The organism is Pseudomonas sp. SWI36, assembly GCF_002948105.1.
Classification (GTDB): domain Bacteria; phylum Pseudomonadota; class Gammaproteobacteria; order Pseudomonadales; family Pseudomonadaceae; genus Aquipseudomonas; species Aquipseudomonas alloputida.
The window spans coordinates 5,838,642-5,860,688 of sequence record NZ_CP026675.1 but is presented as its reverse complement, the minus strand read 5'-3'; the positions used below and the strand labels follow the sequence as shown (position 1 = coordinate 5,860,688).

Here is a 22,047-nt window from a genome sequence, read left to right as displayed (position 1 = left end):
CATGCGCCGCCTCGACCTGGAATTCCAGCCACGGCGCAGCGGCCCGTTGGTTTGGTCGCTGCTCGTCCTTGCCAGCGCCATGGTCGCCGGCCTGGTGCTGCTGCAGCAACGCTTGCAGACCGAGCACGTGGCGCTGGAAGCCAGCGTCCATAGCCTGGAACTGCAACTGGGCCGGCGCCCGGCCATCGCACAACCCAAGAACAGCGCTGCCAGCCGGGAGCAGGCTGAGCGCCTGGCGCAAATGCGCAGTGTGTCGCAGCAACTGCAACGCCCTTGGCAGCAACTGTTCGCCATGCTTGAAGCCATGCCGCAGGACGACGTCGCGCTGCTCGGCCTGACGCCGGATGCGCGCAAGGGCCAGGTGCGCATTGCCGCCGAGGCGCGCAACCTCGAAGCGATGCTGCAGTACCACCAGCGCCTGGAAGCCAGCGACGAGCTCAGCGACGTGTCGCTGCTCAACCACGAGGTGCTCGCTGCGCGGCCCGAGCACCCGGTGCGCTTCACCCTCACCGCCACCTGGGAGACCGGCCATGCGCGCCCTTGAATCGTTCAGCAGCCTGATCCTCCAGGAGCGCCTGCGCGTTGTCGGCCCGGTAGGCCTGGCTGCCATAGCCGTAGGCCTGCTCGCCATTGGCGTGGGGTGTGCCGGCGTGCTGCCGCAATGGCAAAGCGTACGCGAACTGCGTGCCACCGAAGCGCAGGCCAGCGAACAGGTAGGGCGTGTCAAGCGGGGTGAGCTGAAGATTGCGGTCCAGCCCGAGCAGCAGGCCCTCGACAGCCTGCGCCAGCAACTGCCCGGTCAGCCCCAGGCCAGCGAGTTGATCGAGCGTCTGTACCGTCTGGCCAGCGCCGAGCGCATCAGCTTGGCCCGCGGTGAATACGCGTTGGGTATCGACCCCAAGACCCAGCTGGCCCGCTACCAGATCGTGCTGCCAGTGCGCGGCAGCTACCCGCAGATTCGCGGCTTTATCAAGGGCCTGCTCAAGCAACTGCCGACGCTGGTGCTGGAAGACCTTGAGCTGCAACGCAAGCGCATCGGCGACAGCGAGCTCAATGCCCGCCTGCGCATGACCCTTTATCTGTCGAGGTCGTGATGAACACACAACGTGCAGTCATCTGGGCCGGCTTCCTCGGCGTGAGCGCGGCGCTGGCCTGGGCACCGGACCATTGGTTTGGCCAGGACGATGGCGTCGCGGCCTTCGCGGGTAAACCCGCTCCTACAACAGAAAGCGCTGCGTCCATTGTAGGCGCGAGCTTGCCCGCGAAAGGGCCGGAACAGGCCTCCCGCGACCTGTTCCCAACCCAGCAATGGACCCAACCCAAAACCCTGGCCACGGTCACCGAACAACCCGTGATGACCGCACCTGTCGTCGCCGCGGCCCCGACGGCCCCGGAACTGCCTTTCCAGTTCATCGGCCGCATGGGTGACCGCGACGACCTGCAGGTCTTCCTGCAGAGCGGCGAAAAACTCTACGTCGTGCGCCAAGGCGACGTGATCGAAGACACCTATCGCCTCGATCGGGTATCGGCCAACGAGCTGAACCTGGTCTACCTGCCTTTGCACCAGTCGCAGACCTTGTCTGTCGGGAGCGCACCATGAAGTCGTCAAAGCTGTGCAAGCCTGCTCCGTTTCTGCTCGTGGCGCTGTGCGTGGCCATTGCCGGTTGCGGCTCCAGTGCGGTTCGCCAGGACAGCGACCAGTTGATGAAAGAGGGCCAGTACGAGGCCGGCATCGCTCGCCTGGAAGAGGCCCTGCGCGACGACCCGCGTGATACGGAGCTGAATATCGCCCTGGCCCACAGCCGCCAGGCGGCGGTCGAGGCCCTGATTGGCCAGGCCGACAGCGACCGCGTCCGTCATGACTTCGCCAATGCCCGGATGGGCTATGGCCGGGTGCTCACCCTGGAGCCGAACAACCGCCGCGCCCAGGAAGGCATTCGCCAGCTGGAGCTGATCCGCACCCTGGACGAACGCATAGCGCTTGGCCAGGCGGCGCTGCGCCAGGGCGACCTGTTCGGGGCCGAACGCTACATGCGCGAAGTCTTGCGTCTGGACCCGCAGAACCAGAAGGGCATGACCCTGCGCAGCGACATCGAAAACGTGCAGGCACGCACCGCGCAGCCGTACCCGCAATTGCGCAGCAAGCTCGAGCGGCCGGTCACCCTGGAGTTTCGCGATGCCAACCTGAAGACCATCTTCGAAGTGCTGTCGCAGGTGGCCGGCATCAACTTCATCTTCGACAAGGACCTGCGCCCGGACATGAAAGCCACCATCTTCGTGCGCGAGGTGCGCATCGAGGACGCGATAGCGCTGCTGCTGGAACAAAACCAGCTGCGCCAGAAGATCGTCAACGACAACACCGTCATGGTCTACCCCGATTCGCCGCAGAAGACCAAGGACTACCAGGAACTGGTCATGCGCACGTTCTACCTGACCAGCATCGACGCCAACACCGCGTTGAACATGGTCAAGACCATGCTCAAGACCCGCGACGTGTTCGTTGACGAGCGCCTCAACACCCTGACCATGCGCGACACTTCGGACGCGGTGCGCATGGCCGAGAAGCTGCTGCAGTCGCAGGACCAGTCCAACCCCGAGGTGGTGCTGGAAGTGGAGGTGATGGAGGTGGCCACCTCGCGCATCCTCGACCTTGGCCTGCAATGGCCGAACACCTTCGGCGTGCTGAGCGACGATGGCAACCCGGTCAGCGTGCTCGACCAGCTCAAGGGCATCAATTCCAGCCGCATCAGCATTGCGCCGGCGCCGCAGGCCAAGATCAACGCCCAGGACAAGGACATCAACACCCTGGCCAGCCCGGTGATCCGCGTCAGCAACCGCGAGCAGGCGCGCATCCACATCGGCCAGCGGGTACCGATCATCAGCGCCACCTCGGTGCCGTCGACCCAAGGGCCGGTCATTACCGAGAGCGTCACCTACCTGGACGTCGGCCTGAAGCTAGAAGTGCAGCCCACCGTGCACCTGAACAACGAAGTGGCGATCAAGGTGGCGCTGGAGGTGAGTAATGCCACCCCGCTGGAGGCCACCCGCCAGGGCACCATCCCGGTCCAGGTCGACACCCGCAACGCGCAGACCAGCCTGCGCCTGCACGACGGCGAAACCCAGGTGCTGGCCGGCCTGGTGCGCAACGACCACAACGCCAGTGGCAACAAGATTCCCGGCCTTGGCGACATCCCGGGCCTGGGCCGGCTGTTCGGCAGCAACAAGGACGACATGAGCAAGAGTGAGCTGGTGCTGGCGATCACCCCGCGCATCGTGCGTAACCTGCCGTACCAGAGCCCGTCGGACATGGAGTTTTCCACGGGCACCGAGTCGGCCATGCAGGTGCGCCAGATGGCGCCACTGCCGCCGATGGACGTACCTGGTAATGCGCCGACCACTGAAGAACCGGTTGTGGACAGCCAGATGGCGGTCGCCCCGGTCAACGGGAGCCCCCGGCCATGAACGCCCGGCGTCGCATGCACGGCTTCAGCCTGATCGAGGTGGTGCTGACCCTGGCACTGCTCGGCTTGCTCGCCAGCATGGCCGCGCCGCTGACCGAAACGGTGGTACGCCGCGGCAAGGAGCAGCAACTGCGCGAGGCGCTGTACCAGATTCGCGACGCCATCGATGCCTACAAGCGGGCCTTCGACGCCGGCTACATCGAGAAACGCGTGGATAGCAGTGGCTACCCGCCGAACCTGCAGGTGCTGGTAGAGGGCGTGCGCGATGTGCGCAGTGCCAAGGGCGCCAAGTTCTACTTCCTGCGGCGCATCCCGCACGACCCGCTGGTGGCGGCAAAGGATGAAGACGAAGGCGGCTGGGGCCTGCGCGCCTACGACAGCAGCCCCGACAACCCGCGCGAGGGCGAAGACGTGTTCGACGTGTATTCCAGGGCCCGCGGCAAAGGCCTGAACAATATCCCTTACGGGCAATGGTGACAGCCATGAAACGCAGCAAAGGCTTCACCCTGATCGAACTGCTGGTGGTGATGGCGATCATCGCCACGCTGATGACCATCGCCATGCCGCGCTACTTCAACAGCCTGGAAAGCTCGCGCGAGGCCACCCTGCGTCAGAGCCTGGCAGTGCTGCGCGAGGCGCTGGACCACTACTACGGTGATACCGGCCACTACCCCGATTCGCTGGAACAACTGGTGGAACAACGTTACCTGCGCAACACACCGGTCGACCCGATCACCGAGCGCAGCGATGCCTGGCAGCTGGTGCCGCCGCCCGAGGGTGTGGCTGGCGGCGTGGCCGACATCAAGAGCGGTGCCACAGGGAGGGCGCGTGATGGCAGCCTCTTCGCTGAGTGGTAAGGCCAACGGCGGCTTTACCTACCTGGGTGTGCTGCTGCTGATTGCGGTCAGCAGCGTGGCCTTGGCGGCCACCGGCACGATCTGGGCGAGCGCCGCCCAGCGCGACCGCGAACGCCAGTTGCTGTGGGTCGGTAGCCAGTATGCCCAGGCCTTGCGCAGCTACTACCGCGCCTCGCCAGGGCTGGCCCAGTACCCCCAGGATCTGGCCGACCTGCTGCAGGACAACCGCTACCCGCAGGCCAAACGGCACATTCGCAGGCTTTACCCTGACCCGATCAGCAACAGCGACGAATGGGGCCTGCTGCGCTCGATCGACGGCCGTATCACCGGGGTGTACAGCCGTTCAGACGCCACCCCCTTTAAGCGCAGTGGCTTCAGCGCCGAATGGAGCGGGTTCGAGGGGATGGAGCACTACAGCGACTGGCAGTTCGTCGCCGAGCAGGCCTTTACCGAAAGTGCACGCGGTGTGCAGACGAATGCAGGCCCGGGAGACACGCCATGAAGCGCCTGGCTGCGCTGTGCCTGGGCCTGCTGCTGATGGCAGGGGTGACCACCTGCGCCAGGGCGGGTGCTGAAGACGAGATGCAGGGCTTTATTGTCGACAACACCATCTCGCACATCGGCCACGACTTTTACTACTACTTCGCCGACCGCCTGCGTGCCACCAGCCGTCTGGACTTCAACCTGGTGGTACGCGAACGCCCCGATGCCCGCTGGGGCAGCCTGGTGACGGTGGAGTTCGAGCGTGAAGTGGTGTACCGCCGCTTCCTGCCACCGAACACCACCGAGCTCAAAGACGAGGCCGTCGCCGCCGCCGACCTGGTCAAGCAGCAGATCATTCAACGCAAGCTGCAACGCCTGCTACAGGACACCACCGACTTGGAGAGGGACGAGCTATGAACCACCGCATTCCACGTTGCATTGCCGCCTGCCTGCTGGCCAGCGCCTGTGCTGCCCAGGCCACCGAGCTGGTGTACACCCCGGTCAACCCGGCCTTTGGCGGCAACCCGTTGAACGGCACCTGGCTGCTGAACAACGCCCAGGCGCAGAACGACTACGACGACCCGGACCTCAAGGACCGCGCCTCGGCCTTTACCGGCACCACGGCCCTTGAGCGCTTCAGCAACCAGCTGGAGTCGCGGATGTTGTCGCAGTTGCTGGACAACATCAGTAACGGCAACACCGGCAGCATGGCGACCGATGCGTTTCTCATCGACGTCATCGACGATTCCGGGGCCTTGAGCATCAAGGTCACCGATCGTGCCACAGGAGAAATTTCGATCATTGAGGTCAGCGGCCTGAACCCCTGAGAGGGAAGGGCTTTTATGTTGGGGAGAGAACACCATGAAACGTCTGCTGAGCACGCTGCTGATCATCACCGCCCTGGGCCTGCAAGGTTGTGGCCTGCGCGAACCGATGCCCGCTGAACAGGACTCGGAAACCCCGACCCTGACCCCAAGGGCCTCGACCTACTACGACCTGATCAACATGCCACGCCCCAAAGGCCGGCTGATGGCCGTGGTGTACGGCTTCCGCGACCAGACCGGGCAGTACAAGCCCACCCCGGCCAGCTCGTTCTCCACCAGCGTCACCCAAGGCGCGGCCAGCATGTTGATGGACGCCCTGAGTGCCAGCGGCTGGTTCGTGGTGCTGGAGCGTGAAGGGCTGCAGAACCTGTTGACCGAACGCAAGATAATCCGTGCATCGCAGAAAAAGCCTGATGTGGCGGAAAACATCATGGGCGAGCTACCACCGTTGCAGGCCGCCAACCTGATGCTCGAAGGCGGCATCATCGCCTACGACACCAACGTGCGCAGCGGCGGCGAGGGCGCCCGCTACCTGGGGATCGACATCTCTCGCGAGTACCGTGTGGACCAGGTCACCGTCAACCTGCGCGCCGTGGACGTGCGCACCGGGCAGGTGCTGGCCAACGTGATGACCAGCAAGACCATCTACTCGGTAGGGCGCAGTGCCGGGGTGTTCAAGTTCATCGAGTTCAAGAAACTGCTGGAAGCCGAGGTGGGGTATACCACCAATGAACCGGCGCAGTTGTGCGTGCTGTCGGCGATCGAAGCGGCGGTGGGGCATTTGCTGGCGCAGGGGATCGAGCGGCGGCTGTGGCAGGTGGCGGGGGATCCAGCTGATGGCAAGGCCACGGTGGACAAGTTCTTGAGCCAGAATCTGCAGCCTTGAAGCAGATTCAACGGCACCTGCGAGGTCGATGTGTGGGCTTTGTGTCGCGATAATGCAGCCATCCACCGTTGTTCGCCGTTCGTTCGGGCGTGGATTACGAAGATGCGCTGGTGCACCTGTCCACGCTGCTGAAAGGGGCGTTTGCGACCAACCTCAAGGCGCTGGAACTGGCCAAGGGCACCTGCCGTGATCTGTTGTTGAGCAATGACCATGGGTTGGATTCGGCCAAGGCGGTGGTGGAGGCGTTGCTGGATGGGGTTGAGAGGCAGCAGCTGGCTGGGCGGAAGGCGGCGTCGAGTACCTGACGGGGCTTGGGTATTGGTGATAGCGATCGATATCCCTGATTGACCTCGAGGGCCTCTTCGCGGGCTCGCCCGCTCCCACAGGTACAGCGCAGTCCTCAGGGTTGGTGCGAACCCTGGCAAGCCAGCTTCCACAGGGATTGCGCCAGCTTCAAGTAACCTGGCCAGCTACACCCCAATCCATCCACTACCAGATGACGCCCAGCCATTTCTCCCGCACACTGCGGAAAATTCCCAAGCCCGTACCCCGTCACATTGCGGGGCACAGCCGGAGTAGAAAATGGCGCGACAACTTATAACAAACGCCCACGACCCGCTGCACGAATCCCGCGAGGCCCGCCTGAAGCTGGCCAGCGAAGGCGAACTACCGCTGGGCATGCTGCGCGACGAGATCGACGCCTCCTGGCGCCGCAGCCTGGGCCACGGCCTGGACTGCCTGCAGGGCGAACAGGTTGGCCTGGGCCTGGAACAGGGCCATGACCTGCGCCTGCTGCTGGAGCGCAACCGCCTGCTGATCGATGCCGTTACCCCCGAACTCGACTACCTGGTCGCGCGCCAGGGCAAGGCTGGCATCGTCATCCTCGGCGATGCCCAGGCCAACGTGCTGGCCATCGAAGGCCAGAAGCACGTGCTGCAACGCGAAGGCCTGCGCGATCTGCACCCGGGCAGTTGCTGGAGCGAATCGCTGCGCGGCACCAATGCCATCGGCACCGCTGTGGTCGAAGGCCGGCCGACGCTGATCAACTGCGGCGAACATTACCTTGACCGCCTGAGCCCGTTCTCCTGTACTTCCGTGCCACTGCGCGACCCGCGCGGCGAGGTGATCGGTGTGCTCGACATCACCCGCGAAGGGGTGATGGCGCAACCGCAGGACAGCCTGTCGACCCTGATGCTGGCAGCCGGCAACATTGAAAGCCGCCTGTTTGGCCTGTGCCACCCGGACCAGTTGGTGCTGGCCTTCCACAGCCGCCCGCAGTACCTCAACAGTGCCTGGCACGGCCTGTTGGCCCTGAGCCTGGACGGCGAAGTGCTGGCTGCCAACGACAGTGCCTGCCAGCTGTTGCAGGTGCCGCGTCACGAACTGATTGGGCGGCGCAGCACCGACCTGCTGGGCGAACGTTCCCCGGCCTTTATCGCTCGCCTGTGGCAGGGCGGGGTCAGCAGCGTGCAGACCGCCAAGGGCGAGTTCTATTTCCGTGCCCTACAGCTGCCGCGCCATGGCCGGGTCAGCCCCAGCACACCATCCAGCAAGCTGGCCTTGAGCAAACAGTCGCCTGCACTCGATGCTCTGGCCGGTGGTGATCAACGCCTGGCGCGCAACCTGCGCATGGCTCGCCAGGGGCTTGGCAATGGCTTGCCAGTGCTGCTGCTGGGCGAAACCGGTACCGGCAAGGAAGTGGTCGCTCGGGCCTTGCACCAGGCCAGCCCGCGTGCCGACAAACCGTTCGTGGCGGTCAACTGCGCGGCCATTCCCGAAGGGCTGATCGAGTCCGAGCTGTTCGGCTACCGTGAGGGCGCCTTCACCGGTTCGCGTCGTGGTGGCATGGTCGGGCGGCTGATGCAGGCCCATGGTGGCACGCTGTTCCTCGACGAAATCGGCGACATGCCGCTCGCCCTGCAAGCACGCCTGCTGCGGGTACTGCAGGAGCGCCGCGTAGCACCCTTGGGGGCGGGTGACGAGCAGGACATCGACGTGGCGCTGATCTGCGCCACCCACCGCGACCTCAAGCGCCTGGTCCAGGAACAACACTTCCGTGAAGACCTGTTCTACCGGGTCAACGGCGTGTCGCTGCGCCTGCCGGCCCTGCGCGAACGCGACGACCTGGCGGCGATCATCCAGGGCCTGCTGGACAAGGCCGATGCGCGTGGCGTAACCCTCGACCCGGCGTTGACCGCGTTGCTCGAAGGCTTCGACTGGCCCGGCAACATCCGTCAGCTGGAAATGGTGGTGCGCACCGCGCTGGCCATGCGCGAGGATGGCGAGCAGGTGCTGACCCTCGATCACCTTACCGACTGCCTGCTGGACGAACTGGCCAGCAGCACAGCGCCCTCCGGCAGCCTCAAGGACAGTGAACTGGAACAGATTCGCGGTGCTCTGGCGCGCCACCAGGGCAACGTCTCGGCCGCCGCCGCGGCACTGGGTATCAGCCGGGCGACGCTGTACCGCAAGCTCAAGCAGTTGCGCGGCTGACGTGGGCGGCCTGTTCGCAAGGCTGGTGGATTCCAGCGACCCCGTACTCATGCGCCAGGCGTTGGCCTGGCTGTATGGTTTCGTGCGCCCCCATCGGCATGCCATCGGCCTGTTGCTCAGCTTGTCGCTAGGTGCATCGCTGCTGGCGCTGGCGCAACCCTGGCTGGTCAAGACCCTGATCGATGAGGGGCTGCTGGCCAAGGATTACCAAACGCTTTGGCACATGGCGGCAATCATGATCGGCGCGGGCCTGCTGGGCACGGTGCTGGCTGGCGTCAACCGCTACCTGCATACGCGCCTGTCGGGGCGCATCCTGTTCGCCTTGCGCGACGACCTTTACCGCCATCTGCAGCAGTTGTCGCCGACCTTTTACGGGCGGCGGCGTATCGGCGACATTCTTTCGCGGCTGGATGGCGATGTGGCAGAGATCCAGCGCTTTGCCGTGGACTCGCTGTTCTCGGCGGTGTCGGCAGTGATCGGCCTGGTGGGCGCGGTGACGTTGATGCTGATGCTGTCGTGGCAGTTGTCCCTGTTGCTGGTGCTGCTGGTGCCGATCGAGGTGCTGTGGCTGCGCTGGATGCGGCGCAAGGTGGAGCGCGAAGTGCGCAACTTGCGTGAGCGCTCGGCGGATGTGTCGTCTTTCCTGGTCGAGACCCTGCCGGCGATGAAGTTCATTCAGGCGGCCGGCCAGCAAGGCCGGGAAGCAGGGCGCCTGGACCAGCTTGGGCAAGGTTACATGCGTCAGCTGCTGAAGGTGCAGGTGACCGAATTCTTCACCCAGGCCATCCCCGGCACGCTCACCTCGTGGTGCCGCGCCTGTGCGTTCCTGGTCGGAGGCTGGTGGGTGATCCAGGGCACCTGGCAACTGGGCGCGTTGATCGCTTTTTCTACTTACATGGGCATGGCGGTTGGGCCGGTGCAGAGCCTGTTGGGCTTGTACGTGGCGGTGCAGCGCATGGCTGTCAGCCTGGGAAGGGTGATGGAATTGAAGCAGGAAGCGGTAGCGGTACATCAGACCGCCAACCCGCAGCCCATCCCCAATGGCCCCGGCGAGTTGCGCCTAGAGGCGCTGAGCTTTGCCCATGAGGGGCGTCAGGGTGCGGTACTGAACAACGTGCAGGTGAGCATCCCGGGTGGCCTGAAAGTCGCCATCAGCGGTGCCTCCGGGGTGGGCAAGTCAACCCTGATCGACCTGCTGCAGCGCTTCTACGACCCGGACGCCGGGCGCATCCTGCTGGACGGTGTCGACCTGCGCGACCTTGACCTGGCTGCGCTGCGCAGGCGAATCGCCGTGGTCAGCCAGGACATCGTGCTGTTCCGTGGCACCCTGGCGCAGAACCTGGCTTATGGCGTGCCCGAGGCCAGCCGTGATGAACTGGAACGGGTGGTGCGCCTGGCGCGGCTGGACAGCCTGGTCGACAGCCTGCCGCTGGGCCTGGATGGCTTGCTGGGCGAGCGCGGCCAGCAGTTGTCCGGGGGCCAGAAACAACGCATCGCCATTGCTCGTGCAGTGTTGCAGGCCCCGGCGATTCTGGTGCTGGACGAGGCCACTTCGGCGGTGGATGAGGCCACCGAACGTGAAGTGATCGCGGCCATCGACCAGCTGTTCGCCGGCCGCACGCGCATCCTGATCAGCCACCGGGCTTCGACCCTGGCCGATGCCGACCTGCATCTGCAACTGCATGACGGCCAGTTGCAGGTACTGGCGCAGGAGGTGATCAAACATGGGCACTGACGTGCGCGTTGGCATCATCGACAGCGGTTGCTCGCCGGAGCAGGCCAACGGCTTGCTGGACGCCCGCCGTTTCTGGCTGGAAGACGGCCAGTTGCGCGAAGGTGAAATGCTCCCCGACCAACTTGGGCACGGCAGTGCGGTGTACGCCAGCTTGCAACACCAGGCTGGTCCTGTGTCTGTGTTGGTGGCCCAGGTGTTCAGTGCCCAGGCCAGCACCAGTGCGTTGCAGGTGGCTGCCGCATTGCTGTGGCTGGTGGAGTCGGGGGCCTCGCTGGTCAACCTCAGCCTGGGCTTGCAGCAGGACCGGCCTGTATTGCACCAGGCCTGTGCCGAGGCTTTGGCCGCAGGTGTGCTGTTGTGTGCATCCAGCCCGGCACAGGGTGGGCCGGTGTTCCCGGCGAGCTACCCAGGCGTCATTCGGGTCACTGGCGATGCCCGCTGTGCACCGGGCCAATGGTCGTGGCTGGGTACGCGACAGGCGGATTTTGGCGCTTACGTGGGCGCGGGTGAGCGGGCGGGTGCGAGCCTGGGTTGTGCGGCGTTGAGCGGCAAGATTGCCGCCTTGCTGCGTGATGCCCAGGGGATGGACCGCCAGCAGGTGCATGACTGGTTGCGTGAGCATGCGGCCTTCAACGGGCCCGAGCGACGGGGTCCCAGCCATGGTTGAGCCGCGCATTGTGGTGCTGGGCGCCGGCCCTGCGGGTGCCGCCACGGCCATTGGCTTGCGGCGGCTGGGTTACACCGTGACGGTGGTGTCGGAGTGGCGCCGTTTCGCGGCAGTTGAAGGTGTTTCGCAGCGGGTGCTGGAGGGCTTGCGGTACGCAGGCCTTGGCGGGGCCTTGAGCCAGGCGGCCATGCCGACCACCCGCCAGGTGCACTGGAACGGCCAGCATCTGCAGATGAACCAGGAGTTTTTGCTCGACCGGCAACGTTTTGACCAGGCGCTGCGCGAAGACCTTCAGCGCGCAGGCGTGAGTGTGGTCGAGGGGCGGGTGCGTGAGGTCGTGCAGGGGGGCGGTCATCATGTGCGCCTGGACGATGGGCAGGTGCTGACCGCTGATTTCCTGGTTGAGGCCCGAGGCCGCCAGGCGCCCCTGGCCGCAGACCGCCTGCGTGGGCCGGAAACGGTCAGCCTGCTCAATGTCTGGCAGGGTAGCCCCGGTGCGCCTGCGTCGGCGGTGGAGAGCCTGGAGGATGGCTGGGCGTGGATGGCACGGCTGGAAGATGGCCGCTGTTACTGGCAAGTCACCCAGGAGGCTGCCGGGCTGCCGGGGAAAGCTGGGTTGGCAGCTTACTGCGTGGCGTTGCGGGGCCGCAGCGCGTTGGTAGCCGAGCTGTTCGACGGTCAGGCATTGATACCGGCACAGGTGCATGCACGTAGCAGTACCGCCATTCTGGCGGGTGAATGTGTCGGGCAGGACTGGATCCGGGTGGGGGATGCTGCCATGGCCGTTGACCCGCTGTCGGGCAACGGGATTTTTCAGTCGCTCTCTTCGGCATTGCAGGCGCCGGTGGTGATCAATACGTTGCTGCGCAGGCCTGAGCGGGCCGAATTGGCGCGGCAGTTTCACCAGCAGCGGGTCGAGCAGCTGTTCTTGCGTTTTGCCCGCATTGGCCGGGACTTCTATGCCCAGGAACAAAGCCGGGTGGGGCAACCGTTCTGGGCCCGGCGCCAGGGTTGGCCGGATGCGCAACCCCTGCATCAGGCGGCTGATTGGCAAGCGGTGCGGGTTGAGCGGCGGCCGGTGCTGCGTGATGGGCTGGTGGATGCGGCCGAGGTGGTGGTGACAGCGGATCAGCCGTTGGGGGTGTGGCATTTGCAGGGGGTGGAACTGGCGCCGGTGGTGCGACAAATACGCAGTGGGCGGCCTGTTGAGGCGGTATTGTCGGGGCTTGCGGGTGAACAGCAGAGGAGCGTGCGGCGGTGGCTAAGGGAGCAGGGGTTGGCTTGGTTTGAGACCAGGAGGCGGTAAATCAGCCCTACTGGACACCGCACTTGAGGTTTGGGTCATGGGGGGGGCACGTTCACTCTTACAGCCGTCTGATGTTATTGCTTAATGAGTAATTATCCCTGGGATGAAGAGCTAAGGCCTCCGTATTGCCTGGAGAAATTGTCACCGGATGGTAGAGAAATTTCTTATGGTTTTCTGAGCCTGGCTTGAAAGTGTTGGACTCGACAATTTCGATTTCATAGCGGTCAGGGGTATACACCTCACGGACGTGTACGGGGCCCTGATATCCCGTCACAGATGATTGAGTCTTGTTCATGAGTTGTTCCATCATCGAAAGTCCACCGCCATGAGGACGGTTTGCAGAGTAACAGGAGATTAGATGGATGGGTTGTTGGGAAGCATCGATGCCCAGCTCATCGTTGAGGGCCGCTAGCATCTTGGTACCCGATATCAGGTTACCCCGACTCATCTGAATTTTTCCTGGTGCTCCATGCCCGTAGATGTTCAAGACGAGCCCGGTGGGACTTGACAGGTCCGAGGTCCAGAAAACTGCAAGATCATCCAACCTCGCAGCCCAGCCTTCATAGCTAAAGGCTATTTTTCCGATACCGATGGGTTGATGCCCAGAAGGGTCTCGTAAGTTTATGGGGTCGCCCAACACGTAGGTATAGGCATTAATTCCACCCCGATCGAATGGAGCATCATGATCGGGACTTTGGAATCGCATAATAACCGGATTGTATAGCCTGTAGCCGTTGCCCAGAAGATAATTTCCCGTGAGTGTATCGCGGTATTCTCCTTTGAATCCGAAATGGATGGGGTTTTTCAGTCCGTCATGGCCATAAGGGGAATAGGCGATAGCTCTGCGTTCATGTTCAAAAACGGAGTTGGCCACGTCTGTTGGCATTAACGATGTACGCGGCAGCAAACCTGATTGCTGCAGTGCGAGCAGTTGCTCGCCCTGGCGAAAAGCTGTACGGGCAGTGGTTTTCTCGATGCAGCTATGTTGATGTGCGCCTTGATAAAAAAATCTCATGTCAATCTCCGGTTCTCTCAGAAAATCATCCATGGGAGATGAATGATGTGCAGCTTGAGAGACAAGAAGCTACTGGCAAAATTGACAGGGTCTATGGAGGCATTGCTTGCTGAAGCTCAGACCCCACTCGTTCGTGGCTCGATCAATACATTCACCCCGGTTGATTGTCGAGTGTTAAATTGCTACCTACATTGCCCGAAGATATTAAAGTCTGGGCGCGACAAGGCGGACCACGAGCGTATTACCCAATATATGGGGGGCTTCCTCGCGGTGTGCCGGTCAGGTACTGCAAGATGAAAAGTATGAGCAAAAAATTGGCGAGCCATTACGCTTGAGCGCCTGGTTTGGCAGATGTGCTGATGGGCCGCAAAGCGGCCCGGGATTTCTAATCAGAAAAAGGTCCCGACAATCAATTGCAGGTAAGTCCCGGTATCCCGCCCGCCCAACTGCGTACCGCCATTGGCCGCACTGCGCTCCGGCTTGTAGAAACCAACCACCGGGCTGATCAGCAGGTGGTCGTTGACCATCCATTCCACATACAGGTCCAGCTCGCGCCCGCCAAGGTTGCCCTGGTCGGTGTCCAGCGTGTCGAAGTCGAAGTACAGTGCGCCGACGGTCAGGTTGTCCCGTGGCTTGCCCTTCAGCGCTACATGGTGCACTTGGCTGTTCTTGTTGAACGGCCCGGCATAGTTGGCTGCCACTTCACCCTGGAACCAGGTGCCGTAGCCCCGGCTCAGGCCATAGAACAGCGGGTCGAAGCCTTCGGAGAAGCGGCTGTAGCGGTAGGTGGCGGTGGGTGACCAGGGCAGTTGGGAGAAGGTCCAGTTGCCCTCCAGGTACCAGGCATTCTCGCGCCCGCCGGTCTTGTCCTGAGTCACGTACTCGGCGGCCAGCTCCAGGTCTTTCACGCCCAGGTTGCCGCGCCCGCGCAGGCTGGCGGTGTCCATGCCGTCGCGGTGCTCCAGGCCCATGATCTGCGCGTAGCGCTGGTCCACGTCGAGGCCGCGGATCCAGCTCAGGCCGACGGTACCGGTATCGGCGACGTGCTCCAGGTTGGCTACCGCCAGGGAAGTGTCGGCCTGGTAATGGTTGTCGGACTTCAACCACATCAGGTCGCTGCGCCAGCCCTGGTTGCCGCCCATGCGCAGCACGGCGGTGCGGTCGAAGGCCTTGCGTGCGGCCAGGTAGTAGGCACCGCCGCGGTCGAAGTTGGCCCCCAGGTCGACCTTGCCCAGGTTGACCGGGTCACCCTGGATCAGGAAACCATCACCCAGGGTGACGACCTGGCGGCCACCGGAAATGTCGACGCCATCTTCGCCCAGCGCCGGAAACAGGTTGGCCGAGCGCCAGCCCAAATACAGGTCTTCGATGGCGGTGCGACGTTCGTCACCCAGGGTCAGGCCGGCGGCGTCGCCATCGCCCCAGGTGGCGGAACTGAGCAGGCTGAAGGCGCCGTAGAGGGTGCCGCTATCGGCCAGGGTCTGGCTGCCGCTGAGGCCGTATTTTACGTAGCCTTCCTGCCAGGCGGTGCTGCCGGGTTGGCGGTTGCCGGCCTGGTTGAAGCTTTCGTCGCTGTGGAAGACGCCGAACAGGGCTTCGAGGTTGGCGTTGAGGGTGGTGCCATCGTGGTTGTACAGCTCGTAGGCTTGGCTGGCGGGGGCGGTTAACAGCAGGGCCAATGTGCAGGCGAGTGTGTGCCTCATGGGGTTGCTCCATGGTTTTTATTGTTGTTTTTTTGTTGCCTGTGCCGGCCTCTTCGCGGGTGAACCCGCTCCTACAGGGTATGTGGTACCTGGTGTAGGAGCGGGTTTACCCGCGAAGAGGCCGGTACAGGAAAAAGGATCAGAGCTTGATCAACACCGATTTCAGCTCTGTGTAATGCTCGATGGCCGCTGAACCCATCTCACGACCAACGCCAGACATCTTGTAGCCACCAAACGGCAGCGCCGGGTCCAGCGCGCTGTGGCAGTTGACCCACACCGAGCCGGACTTGATGCGCGGGATCATGCGGTGCACAGCGGCCAGGTCGTTGGACCAGATACTTGCACCCAGGCCGTAGGGATTGTCGTTGGCCATGCCGATCACTTCGTCGATGTCATCGAATGGCATCGCCACCAGCACCGGCCCGAATATTTCTTCCTGTACCAGACGGTGACGCTGGTCCACATCGACAATCACCGTCGGCTTGACGAAGTAACCAGGCCCGAAACCTTCCCCCCCGCAGGCGATGGTGGCGCCCAATTCGCGGCCGAGCTCGATGTAGCCGGTGACGCGGTCCTGCTGCTTGGCTGAAATCAGCGGGCCCATCTGCACCGCCGGGTCCAGCCCGTTGCCCAGCTTCATGGCATTGGCAATTCCGGCGATGTCGGCCACCACATTGTCGAAGTGCTTGCGGTGCACATACAGCCGCGAGCCTGCGCAGCACACCTGGCCCTGGTTGAAGAAGATCGCCGTGGCCGCACCGGCTGCGGCTTCCTGCAGGTTGGCGTCGGGCATGACGATGGTCGGCGACTTGCCGCCCAGTTCCAGGGTGACGCGGGTCATGTTGTCCATGGCCGCCTTGCCGATCAGCTTGCCGACCTCGGTGGAGCCGGTGAAGGTCAGTTTGTCTACGCCGGGGTGGCGGCTGAGCGCGGCGCCGGCGTTCAGGCCGGTACCGGTAACCACGTTGAACACGCCGGCCGGGTAGCCGGCCTCGTCGACCAGCTCGGCCAGCTTGAGCACGCTCAGTGGGGTTTCATCGGCAGGCTTGAGCACCACGGTGCAGCCGGTGGCCAGTGCCGGGCCGAGCTTCCAGCAGGCCAGCAGCAGTGGGAAGTTCCAGGCGACGATGGCGCCAACCACGCCCACTGCCTCGCGGCGTACGAAGCCGTGGAACTGGTCGTTGGGCATCAACGGCATGGACGCTTCGACGGTGCTACCCTCGATCTTGGTGGCCCAGCCCGCCATATAGCGCAGGAAGTCGATGGCCAGTTGCACGTCCATCACCTGGGCCACGGCGGCGCTCTTGCCATTGTTCAGGCATTCCAGTTCGGCCAGCTGACGCGCATCGCGCTCCATCAGGTCGGCCAGGCGCCACAGCAGGTTCTGCCGCTCGCGTGGGCGCATGCGGCTCCAGGGCGAGTCGTCGAAGGCCTGGCGTGCAGCGCGCACGGCGCGGTCGACATCTTCGGCCTCGGCGGCCGGCACTTCACCCAGCACTTCGCCGGTGGCCGGGTTGCGGAACGACAGGGTGCGACCGCTGGCGGCGTCCTGCCAGTCGGCACCGATGCGCATCTTCAGCTTGCGTTCGAGAAAGGCGCGGGTGGCGGGCAGGATGGGCAGTTCGGAAAGCATGGGGCTGTGCCTCTTGTCATTGGATGTGACGGGCACTGGCGCAATGGCCGTGCCAACCTGGGCAGATGGCCGCAAAGCATTGTGGGCGTTGGTTTTTGCCTGAGCGCAAGGCTGCGATTGCCAGGTTGCGCTGTTGCACATTGAGACGGTGTGAGACGGTGGTGAAACAGTGGCTGTTCGGCCTCTTCGCGGGCCCTGTCTCAACATGAAACACCCTGTCGCGAAATGGCACGCTGCAAATGGCCATCCCGGCTCCTGGCCAAGCCACGAAAACCGCTTAAAGGGTTGAAAGGAAACGCTTTTACCCTAACTGGCACAGTTCCTGTATCACAACCGTCACATGCACACCTGCTGTACCAAAGCGTGCGAAAACGATAAGAACAACAACCGTGGAGGTCTGACCTTGAAGACGACTCGACTCCGGCGGCATGCGGGCAAACTGGCGCTGGTCGCCGCCGCGCTGCTGAGCACCCAGGCCATGGCGGCCGAGCAGGGCCCGAGCCTGTTGCAGAACAAGTGCATGGGGTGCCATATCCCCGAAGGCAACGACGCCTATAGCCGCATCAGCCACCAGCGCAAGACACCGGAAGGCTGGCTGATGAGCATCGCCCGCATGCAGGTGATGCATGGCCTTCAGATCAGCGATGACGATCGTCGCACGCTGGTCAAATACCTGGCCGACAAACAGGGCCTGGCGCCCAGCGAAACCGATGGCGTGCGTTACGCCATGGAGCGTCGGCTCAATACCGTCGAGCACTTCGACACCCAGCTCAGCGAGACCTGTGGCCGTTGCCACTCGGGTGCCCGTGTCGCCTTGCAACGGCGCCCGGCCAAGGAGTGGGAACACTTGGTCCACTTCCACCTTGGCCAATGGCCGTCCCTTGAATACCAGGCCCAGGCGCGTGACCGCGACTGGCTGCCGATCGCCCTGCAGCAAGTGGTGCCGGACCTTGCCAAGCGCTTCCCGATGGACAGCGCGGCCTGGGCCGAATGGCAGAAGGCCAAACCCAAGGCGGACGTACTGCAGGGGCAGTGGGCATTCAGCGGTCATATGCTGGCCAAGGGCGATGTACGTGGGGTGATGAGCGTCACGGCCGGAGAGGGCGATACCTTCAAGGTCGAGGTCAAGGGCGCTTACGCCGACGGTACACCGTTCAACGGCAGCGGCTCGGCCATCCTGTACAACGGTTATGAATGGCGGGGCAATGTGAAGGTTGGCGATGCCAACCTGCGCCAGGTGTTCGCCGCGCTGGATGGCGAAATGAAAGGCCGTATGTTCGAAGCCGATCACGATGAGCGCGGCCTGGACTTCAGCGCCGTAAAAGAAGGCAAGGCGCAGTTGCTGGCGGTACAACCGGCGTTCATCAAAGCCGGAGGCGAAAGCGAAATCACCCTGGTTGGCAGCGGCCTGACTGGCAAGCCGGACCTGGGCGCCGGGGTGGAAGTGACCGAAGTGCTGGAGCAGACCCCGACCCTGGTAAGGGTCAAGGCCCGCGCCGCGGCCGATGCCAGGCCAGGGCTGCGCGAGGTGGCGGTAGGTGCGCTCAAGGGCGTGAACCTGGCGGTTTACGACAAGGTCGACGAAGTGAAGGTCGTGCCGGCGTTCTCCATCGCGCGCATTGGCGAGAACGGTGCCTCCGTGCCGAAAGTGCAGGGGCGTTTCGAGGCCGAAGCCTGGGGCAAGGATGCCAATGGCCAGCCGCTGCGTATCGGCTACCTGCCGGCCAGCTGGAAGGTCGAGCCGTTCAACGAGCGTGCTGTCGAGGATGAAGACGTCAAGTTCGCCGGGCAGATGCAGGCTGACGGTGTGTTCGTGCCAGGCGGTGCCGGGCCCAACCCTGAGCGCAAGATGATGACCAACAACGCCGGTAACCTGAAGGTCATCGCCACACTGGCCGACGGTGGCCAGACCGGCGAAGGGCACATGATCGTCACCGTACAGCGCTGGAATAACCCGCCGCTGCCGTAACGGCAGGCTGCAACGGTTTTCCAACGGATCGATTATCGGGAGGTCGCCATGGGCGTACTACTGAACCTGGTCGAACGCAACCTGCACGAAGTACAGGTTGATGCCGACCGCATGCTGTTCCATATCCCCAGCAGTTCGCTGTTCACCGCTGACGCGGTGACCGGCGGCATCATCGACACCTTGCGCCAGCAAGGCTGCTCGGCCGAGGAGCTGATGCAGCGCCTTGGCCAGCAGTTTGCCGGCGAGGATATCCAGGACACCCTGCGCGAGCTGATCGCGCTGGAGCTGGTCAGCGACGGCTCGCCGCTGACCCCGGAAATCGCCCTCAGGCAAGTCGAGCGCACCGCGCTCAACACCGTGGTGCTCAACGTCAACACCGGTTGCAACCTCAGCTGCACCTATTGCTACAAGGAAGACCTGGACAAGCCTTCCGCCGGCAAGAAGATGAGTACCGCCACCGCCGAAGCCTCGGTGGAGATGCTGCTCAAGGAGTCACCCAACGAGCAGCGCTATAGCGTGGTGTTCTTCGGTGGCGAACCGCTGTCCAACCGGCCGTTGATCGAGCACATGGTGGCTTACTGCGAGCGGCGGTTCGCCGAGGCGGGTAAGCAGGTGGAGTTCATCATGACCACCAACGCTACCTTGCTGACCGAAGAAATCATCGATTGGCTCAACGCCCACCGCTTTGGCCTGTCGATCAGCATCGATGGCCCCAAGACCGTGCACGACCGCAACCGTATCACCGTGGGCGGGCAGGGCACCTATGACGTGGTGCGGCGCAAGGCCGACCTGCTGCTGTCACGCTACACCAGCCGGCCGGTGGGCGCGCGGGTCACGCTGACCCGTGGCATTACCGACGTTGAAACCATCTGGAACCACCTGTTCAACGAAATGGGTTTCGCCGAGGTCGGCTTTGCCCCGGTTACCTCTGGCGACATGGCCGACTTCAACCTTACTGGCGAAGAGCTGGTGCAGGTCTTCGCCAACATGAAGGCCCTCGGCCGGCGCTACCTGGAGGCGGCACTCGAGCACCGCAACATCGGGTTCTCCAACTTGCATCAGTTGATCACCGACATCCACGAAGGCCACAAGAAGGCCCTGCCGTGTGGCGCCGGGTTGAAGATGCTGGCAGTGGACCACGAAGGTGAGCTGAACCTGTGCCACCGCTTCACCGGCTCCAGCCTGCCCACCTTCGGTAACGTGCACCAGGGCGTGAAGCAGGCGCAGCTCAACGACTTCCTGTCGCAGCGCCTGGACCGCAGCAACACCGGCTGTGAAAGCTGTCGCATCCGCAACCTGTGCTCCGGCGGCTGCTATCACGAAAGCTATGCGCGCTACGGCGACCCGCAGCACCCGACCTATCACTACTGCGAACTGATGCGCGACTGGGTGGACTTCGGTATTGAAGTCTACAGCCGCATCATGGCCGCCAACCCGGCCTTCATCGATCGCTACATCACCCCGCGGAAGGCGCATTGACATGAAGCACTTGAAGCCCCTGAACAACAAGGCGCGCATCCTGGAGCAGGCCGCCGCCGAAGACCGTGTCGAAGAAGTGATGGCAATGAGCGCGGTGGCAGGCTGCACGGCCACTACCGACCCGGGCTGGGAGGTGGACGCCTTTGGCGGCGTGAGCTCGCTGTGCCAGCCGATGGAAGCTGACCTTTATGGTTGTTCCGACCCTTGCTGGTGGCCGGCCCAGGTGCCGGACATGATGAGCACCTACCAGGACTGGAACGCCCAGGCGTCCAACTCGGCAGAGGACTGGCGCAACCTCGGCACCGTGTTCCCGAAAGACAAGTGACGGCCCAACAAGAATGACAAGGGGAAACCGCATGAAAGCTGGACGCTGCGCGCCATTGGCGCTCACCATCGCCGCCATGGCTTGCGCCGGGCAGGCACAGGCCGACGACACTGGCCCGGCACTCAAGGCTGGCCACGAATACATGATCGTGACCAACTACCCGAACAACCTGCATGTGGTCGATGTGGCCAGTGACACGGTCTACAAGAGCTGCCGGATGCCCGACAAGTTCGGCCCTGGCACCGCAATGATGGCGCCGGACAACCGCACCGCCTACGTACTCAACAACCATTACGGCGACATCTACGGCATCGACCTGGACACTTGCAAGAACACCTTCCACGCCAACCTGTCCAGCGTAGCCGGTGAAGTCGGCCGGTCGATCTATTCGTTCGCCATCAGCCCAGACGGCAAAGAGGTGTATGCCACGGTCAACCCGACCCAGAGGCTGAACGACCATTACGTGGTCAAACCACCGCGGCTGGAGGTGTTCAGCACCGCTGATGGCCTTCAGGCCAAGCCCGTACGCACCTTCCCGATGCCGCGCCAGGTGTACCTGATGCGCGCCTCCGACGATGGCAGCCTGTACGTTGCCGGGCCGGACATTTACAAGATGGACGTGAAGACCGGCAAGTACTCGGTAGCCCTGCCGCTGCGCAACTGGAACCGAAAAGGCTACAGCGCCCCGGACGTGCTGTACTTCTGGCCGCACCAGAGCCCGCGCCATGAGTTCACCATGCTGTACACCATTGCCAGGTTCAAGGATGACAAGCAGGACCCGGCCACCGCCGAACCGCTGTATGGCTACCTGAGCATCGACCTGAAGACCGGTAAGACCCACACCCAGGAGTTCGCCGACCTGACCGAGCTGTACTTCACCGGCCTGCGCTCGCCCAAGGACCCGAACCAGATCTACGGCGTGCTCAACCGCCTGGCCAAGTACGACATCAAACAGCGCAAGCTGATCAAGGCGGCTAATCTGGAGCACACCTACTACTGCGTGACGTTCGACAAGAAGGGCGACAAGCTTTACCTGGGCGGCACCTTCAATGACCTGGCGGTGTTCAACCCGGATACGCTGGAAAAGGTAAAGAACATCAAGTTGCCGGGTGGTGACATGTCTACCACGACGCCGCAGGTGTTCGTTCGCTAAACCGGTGTGTGCTTCTTCGCGGGTAAACCCGCGCCTACGAAAACCTCCACAGGCCCCA

At 63.5% G+C, this 22,047-nt stretch carries 22 protein-coding genes; 19 read left to right on the top strand and 3 right to left on the bottom strand.

Annotated elements, in window-relative coordinates; genetic code table 11:
• Position 1: 1 nt before the first annotated feature.
• The 15 genes from C4Q27_RS27850 to C4Q27_RS27780 all read left to right on the top strand — a co-directional run bounded on the left by C4Q27_RS27850 (position 2) and on the right by C4Q27_RS27780 (position 12,712).
• Positions 2-544 carry a pilus assembly protein gene (locus C4Q27_RS27850; RefSeq protein WP_104887729.1) on the top strand — a complete coding sequence of 181 codons (543 nt, stop codon included), beginning with the start codon at positions 2-4 and terminating at the stop codon, positions 542-544.
• Positions 531-1,094: a type 4a pilus biogenesis protein PilO gene (gene pilO / locus C4Q27_RS27845; RefSeq protein WP_104887728.1), complete on the top strand. Its 564-nt coding sequence runs from the start codon at positions 531-533 to the stop codon at positions 1,092-1,094. Before C4Q27_RS27850 ends, pilO begins: the two co-directional genes overlap by 14 nt.
• Positions 1,094-1,600 carry a hypothetical protein gene (locus tag C4Q27_RS27840; RefSeq protein ID WP_049587706.1) on the top strand — a complete coding sequence of 169 codons (507 nt, stop codon included), beginning with the start codon at positions 1,094-1,096 and terminating at the stop codon, positions 1,598-1,600. The genes pilO and C4Q27_RS27840 overlap by 1 nt, the downstream gene beginning before the upstream one ends.
• Positions 1,597-3,462 (top strand): secretin N-terminal domain-containing protein, encoded by a 1,866-nt coding sequence (locus C4Q27_RS27835; RefSeq protein WP_010954341.1) that lies wholly within the window; start codon positions 1,597-1,599, stop codon positions 3,460-3,462. Before C4Q27_RS27840 ends, C4Q27_RS27835 begins: the two co-directional genes overlap by 4 nt.
• Complete coding sequence (locus C4Q27_RS27830) at positions 3,459-3,938, top strand: type II secretion system protein (protein WP_014590786.1); 480 nt, start codon at positions 3,459-3,461, stop codon at positions 3,936-3,938. The genes C4Q27_RS27835 and C4Q27_RS27830 overlap by 4 nt, the downstream gene beginning before the upstream one ends.
• A gap of 5 nt (positions 3,939-3,943) precedes the next feature.
• Positions 3,944-4,318 (top strand): type II secretion system protein, encoded by a 375-nt coding sequence (locus C4Q27_RS27825; protein ID WP_003247965.1) that lies wholly within the window; start codon positions 3,944-3,946, stop codon positions 4,316-4,318.
• On the top strand, positions 4,293-4,820 hold the full coding sequence (locus C4Q27_RS27820; RefSeq protein WP_064493394.1) for a type II secretion system protein: 528 nt from the start codon (positions 4,293-4,295) through the stop codon (positions 4,818-4,820). The genes C4Q27_RS27825 and C4Q27_RS27820 overlap by 26 nt, the downstream gene beginning before the upstream one ends.
• The gene (gene csgE / locus C4Q27_RS27815; protein WP_010954337.1) at positions 4,817-5,218 is read left to right on the top strand and encodes a curli production assembly/transport protein CsgE; all 402 of its coding nucleotides are present in this window, start codon (positions 4,817-4,819) and stop codon (positions 5,216-5,218) included. The genes C4Q27_RS27820 and csgE overlap by 4 nt, the downstream gene beginning before the upstream one ends.
• Positions 5,215-5,628 carry a curli assembly protein CsgF gene (locus C4Q27_RS27810; protein ID WP_003247970.1) on the top strand — a complete coding sequence of 138 codons (414 nt, stop codon included), beginning with the start codon at positions 5,215-5,217 and terminating at the stop codon, positions 5,626-5,628. The genes csgE and C4Q27_RS27810 overlap by 4 nt, the downstream gene beginning before the upstream one ends.
• A gap of 34 nt (positions 5,629-5,662) precedes the next feature.
• A complete protein-coding gene (locus C4Q27_RS27805) occupies positions 5,663-6,511 on the top strand; it encodes a CsgG/HfaB family protein (RefSeq protein WP_104887727.1) in 849 nt (282 codons plus the stop codon).
• Between the two features lie 68 nt (positions 6,512-6,579).
• Positions 6,580-6,816 carry a hypothetical protein gene (locus C4Q27_RS27800; RefSeq protein ID WP_104887726.1) on the top strand — a complete coding sequence of 79 codons (237 nt, stop codon included), beginning with the start codon at positions 6,580-6,582 and terminating at the stop codon, positions 6,814-6,816.
• A 277-nt stretch (positions 6,817-7,093) separates the two neighbouring features.
• A complete protein-coding gene (locus C4Q27_RS27795; protein WP_104887725.1) occupies positions 7,094-9,004 on the top strand; it encodes a sigma-54-dependent Fis family transcriptional regulator in 1,911 nt (636 codons plus the stop codon).
• Between the two features lies 1 nt (position 9,005).
• Positions 9,006-10,739: an ABC transporter ATP-binding protein gene (locus C4Q27_RS27790; protein ID WP_104887724.1), complete on the top strand. Its 1,734-nt coding sequence runs from the start codon at positions 9,006-9,008 to the stop codon at positions 10,737-10,739.
• Positions 10,729-11,406 (top strand): S8 family serine peptidase, encoded by a 678-nt coding sequence (locus C4Q27_RS27785; RefSeq protein WP_064493399.1) that lies wholly within the window; start codon positions 10,729-10,731, stop codon positions 11,404-11,406. The genes C4Q27_RS27790 and C4Q27_RS27785 overlap by 11 nt, the downstream gene beginning before the upstream one ends.
• Positions 11,399-12,712 carry an NAD(P)/FAD-dependent oxidoreductase gene (locus tag C4Q27_RS27780; RefSeq protein ID WP_104887723.1) on the top strand — a complete coding sequence of 438 codons (1,314 nt, stop codon included), beginning with the start codon at positions 11,399-11,401 and terminating at the stop codon, positions 12,710-12,712. The genes C4Q27_RS27785 and C4Q27_RS27780 overlap by 8 nt, the downstream gene beginning before the upstream one ends.
• Before the next feature lie 58 nt (positions 12,713-12,770).
• Here the strand turns inward: C4Q27_RS27780 and C4Q27_RS27775 are convergent, their stop codons facing one another.
• The 3 genes from C4Q27_RS27775 to C4Q27_RS27765 form a co-directional block, all read right to left on the bottom strand.
• Positions 12,771-13,727 (bottom strand): RHS repeat-associated core domain-containing protein, encoded by a 957-nt coding sequence (locus tag C4Q27_RS27775; RefSeq protein WP_054888986.1) that lies wholly within the window; start codon positions 13,725-13,727, stop codon positions 12,771-12,773.
• Positions 13,728-14,116: 389 nt separating this feature from the next.
• The gene (locus C4Q27_RS27770) at positions 14,117-15,430 is read right to left on the bottom strand and encodes a hypothetical protein (RefSeq protein WP_104887722.1); all 1,314 of its coding nucleotides are present in this window, start codon (positions 15,428-15,430) and stop codon (positions 14,117-14,119) included.
• Between the two features lie 139 nt (positions 15,431-15,569).
• The gene (locus C4Q27_RS27765) at positions 15,570-17,063 is read right to left on the bottom strand and encodes an aldehyde dehydrogenase (protein WP_020192690.1); all 1,494 of its coding nucleotides are present in this window, start codon (positions 17,061-17,063) and stop codon (positions 15,570-15,572) included.
• Between the two features lie 403 nt (positions 17,064-17,466).
• Between C4Q27_RS27765 and peaA the strand changes: the two genes are divergently transcribed.
• Genes peaA through peaD form a run of 4 tightly spaced genes read left to right on the top strand, consistent with a single transcriptional unit; the run spans position 17,467 to position 21,989 of the window.
• Positions 17,467-19,032, top strand: coding sequence for a quinohemoprotein amine dehydrogenase subunit alpha (gene peaA, locus C4Q27_RS27760; protein ID WP_104887721.1), 1,566 nt, complete (start codon positions 17,467-17,469; stop codon positions 19,030-19,032).
• Between the two features lie 48 nt (positions 19,033-19,080).
• Positions 19,081-20,511, top strand: a complete 1,431-nt coding sequence (peaB, locus tag C4Q27_RS27755; RefSeq protein WP_064492342.1) for a quinohemoprotein amine dehydrogenase maturation protein — start codon at positions 19,081-19,083, stop codon at positions 20,509-20,511.
• Position 20,512: 1 nt separating this feature from the next.
• Positions 20,513-20,836 carry a quinohemoprotein amine dehydrogenase subunit gamma gene (gene qhpC, locus C4Q27_RS27750; RefSeq protein ID WP_004375838.1) on the top strand — a complete coding sequence of 108 codons (324 nt, stop codon included), beginning with the start codon at positions 20,513-20,515 and terminating at the stop codon, positions 20,834-20,836.
• Between the two features lie 31 nt (positions 20,837-20,867).
• The gene (gene peaD / locus C4Q27_RS27745; protein ID WP_014859935.1) at positions 20,868-21,989 is read left to right on the top strand and encodes a quinohemoprotein amine dehydrogenase subunit beta; all 1,122 of its coding nucleotides are present in this window, start codon (positions 20,868-20,870) and stop codon (positions 21,987-21,989) included.
• The last annotated feature ends 58 nt before the right edge of the window (positions 21,990-22,047 follow it).

Bases quoted from the DNA above. Each gene is read 5' to 3' on its own strand.
- C4Q27_RS27850 (WP_104887729.1), top strand. From the start codon at position 2: ATGCGCCGCCTCGACCTGGAATTCCAGCCACGGCGCAGCGGCCCGTTG.
- pilO (WP_104887728.1), top strand. From the start codon at position 531: ATGCGCGCCCTTGAATCGTTCAGCAGCCTGATCCTCCAGGAGCGCCTG.
- C4Q27_RS27840 (WP_049587706.1), top strand. From the start codon at position 1,094: ATGAACACACAACGTGCAGTCATCTGGGCCGGCTTCCTCGGCGTGAGC.
- C4Q27_RS27835 (WP_010954341.1), top strand. From the start codon at position 1,597: ATGAAGTCGTCAAAGCTGTGCAAGCCTGCTCCGTTTCTGCTCGTGGCG.
- C4Q27_RS27830 (WP_014590786.1), top strand. From the start codon at position 3,459: ATGAACGCCCGGCGTCGCATGCACGGCTTCAGCCTGATCGAGGTGGTG.
- C4Q27_RS27825 (WP_003247965.1), top strand. From the start codon at position 3,944: ATGAAACGCAGCAAAGGCTTCACCCTGATCGAACTGCTGGTGGTGATG.
- C4Q27_RS27820 (WP_064493394.1), top strand. From the start codon at position 4,293: ATGGCAGCCTCTTCGCTGAGTGGTAAGGCCAACGGCGGCTTTACCTAC.
- csgE (WP_010954337.1), top strand. From the start codon at position 4,817: ATGAAGCGCCTGGCTGCGCTGTGCCTGGGCCTGCTGCTGATGGCAGGG.
- C4Q27_RS27810 (WP_003247970.1), top strand. From the start codon at position 5,215: ATGAACCACCGCATTCCACGTTGCATTGCCGCCTGCCTGCTGGCCAGC.
- C4Q27_RS27805 (WP_104887727.1), top strand. From the start codon at position 5,663: ATGAAACGTCTGCTGAGCACGCTGCTGATCATCACCGCCCTGGGCCTG.
- C4Q27_RS27795 (WP_104887725.1), top strand. From the start codon at position 7,094: ATGGCGCGACAACTTATAACAAACGCCCACGACCCGCTGCACGAATCC.
- C4Q27_RS27785 (WP_064493399.1), top strand. From the start codon at position 10,729: ATGGGCACTGACGTGCGCGTTGGCATCATCGACAGCGGTTGCTCGCCG.
- C4Q27_RS27780 (WP_104887723.1), top strand. From the start codon at position 11,399: ATGGTTGAGCCGCGCATTGTGGTGCTGGGCGCCGGCCCTGCGGGTGCC.
- C4Q27_RS27775 (WP_054888986.1), bottom strand. From the start codon at position 13,727: ATGAGATTTTTTTATCAAGGCGCACATCAACATAGCTGCATCGAGAAA.
- C4Q27_RS27770 (WP_104887722.1), bottom strand. From the start codon at position 15,430: ATGAGGCACACACTCGCCTGCACATTGGCCCTGCTGTTAACCGCCCCC.
- C4Q27_RS27765 (WP_020192690.1), bottom strand. From the start codon at position 17,063: ATGCTTTCCGAACTGCCCATCCTGCCCGCCACCCGCGCCTTTCTCGAA.
- peaB (WP_064492342.1), top strand. From the start codon at position 19,081: ATGGGCGTACTACTGAACCTGGTCGAACGCAACCTGCACGAAGTACAG.
- qhpC (WP_004375838.1), top strand. From the start codon at position 20,513: ATGAAGCACTTGAAGCCCCTGAACAACAAGGCGCGCATCCTGGAGCAG.
- peaD (WP_014859935.1), top strand. From the start codon at position 20,868: ATGAAAGCTGGACGCTGCGCGCCATTGGCGCTCACCATCGCCGCCATG.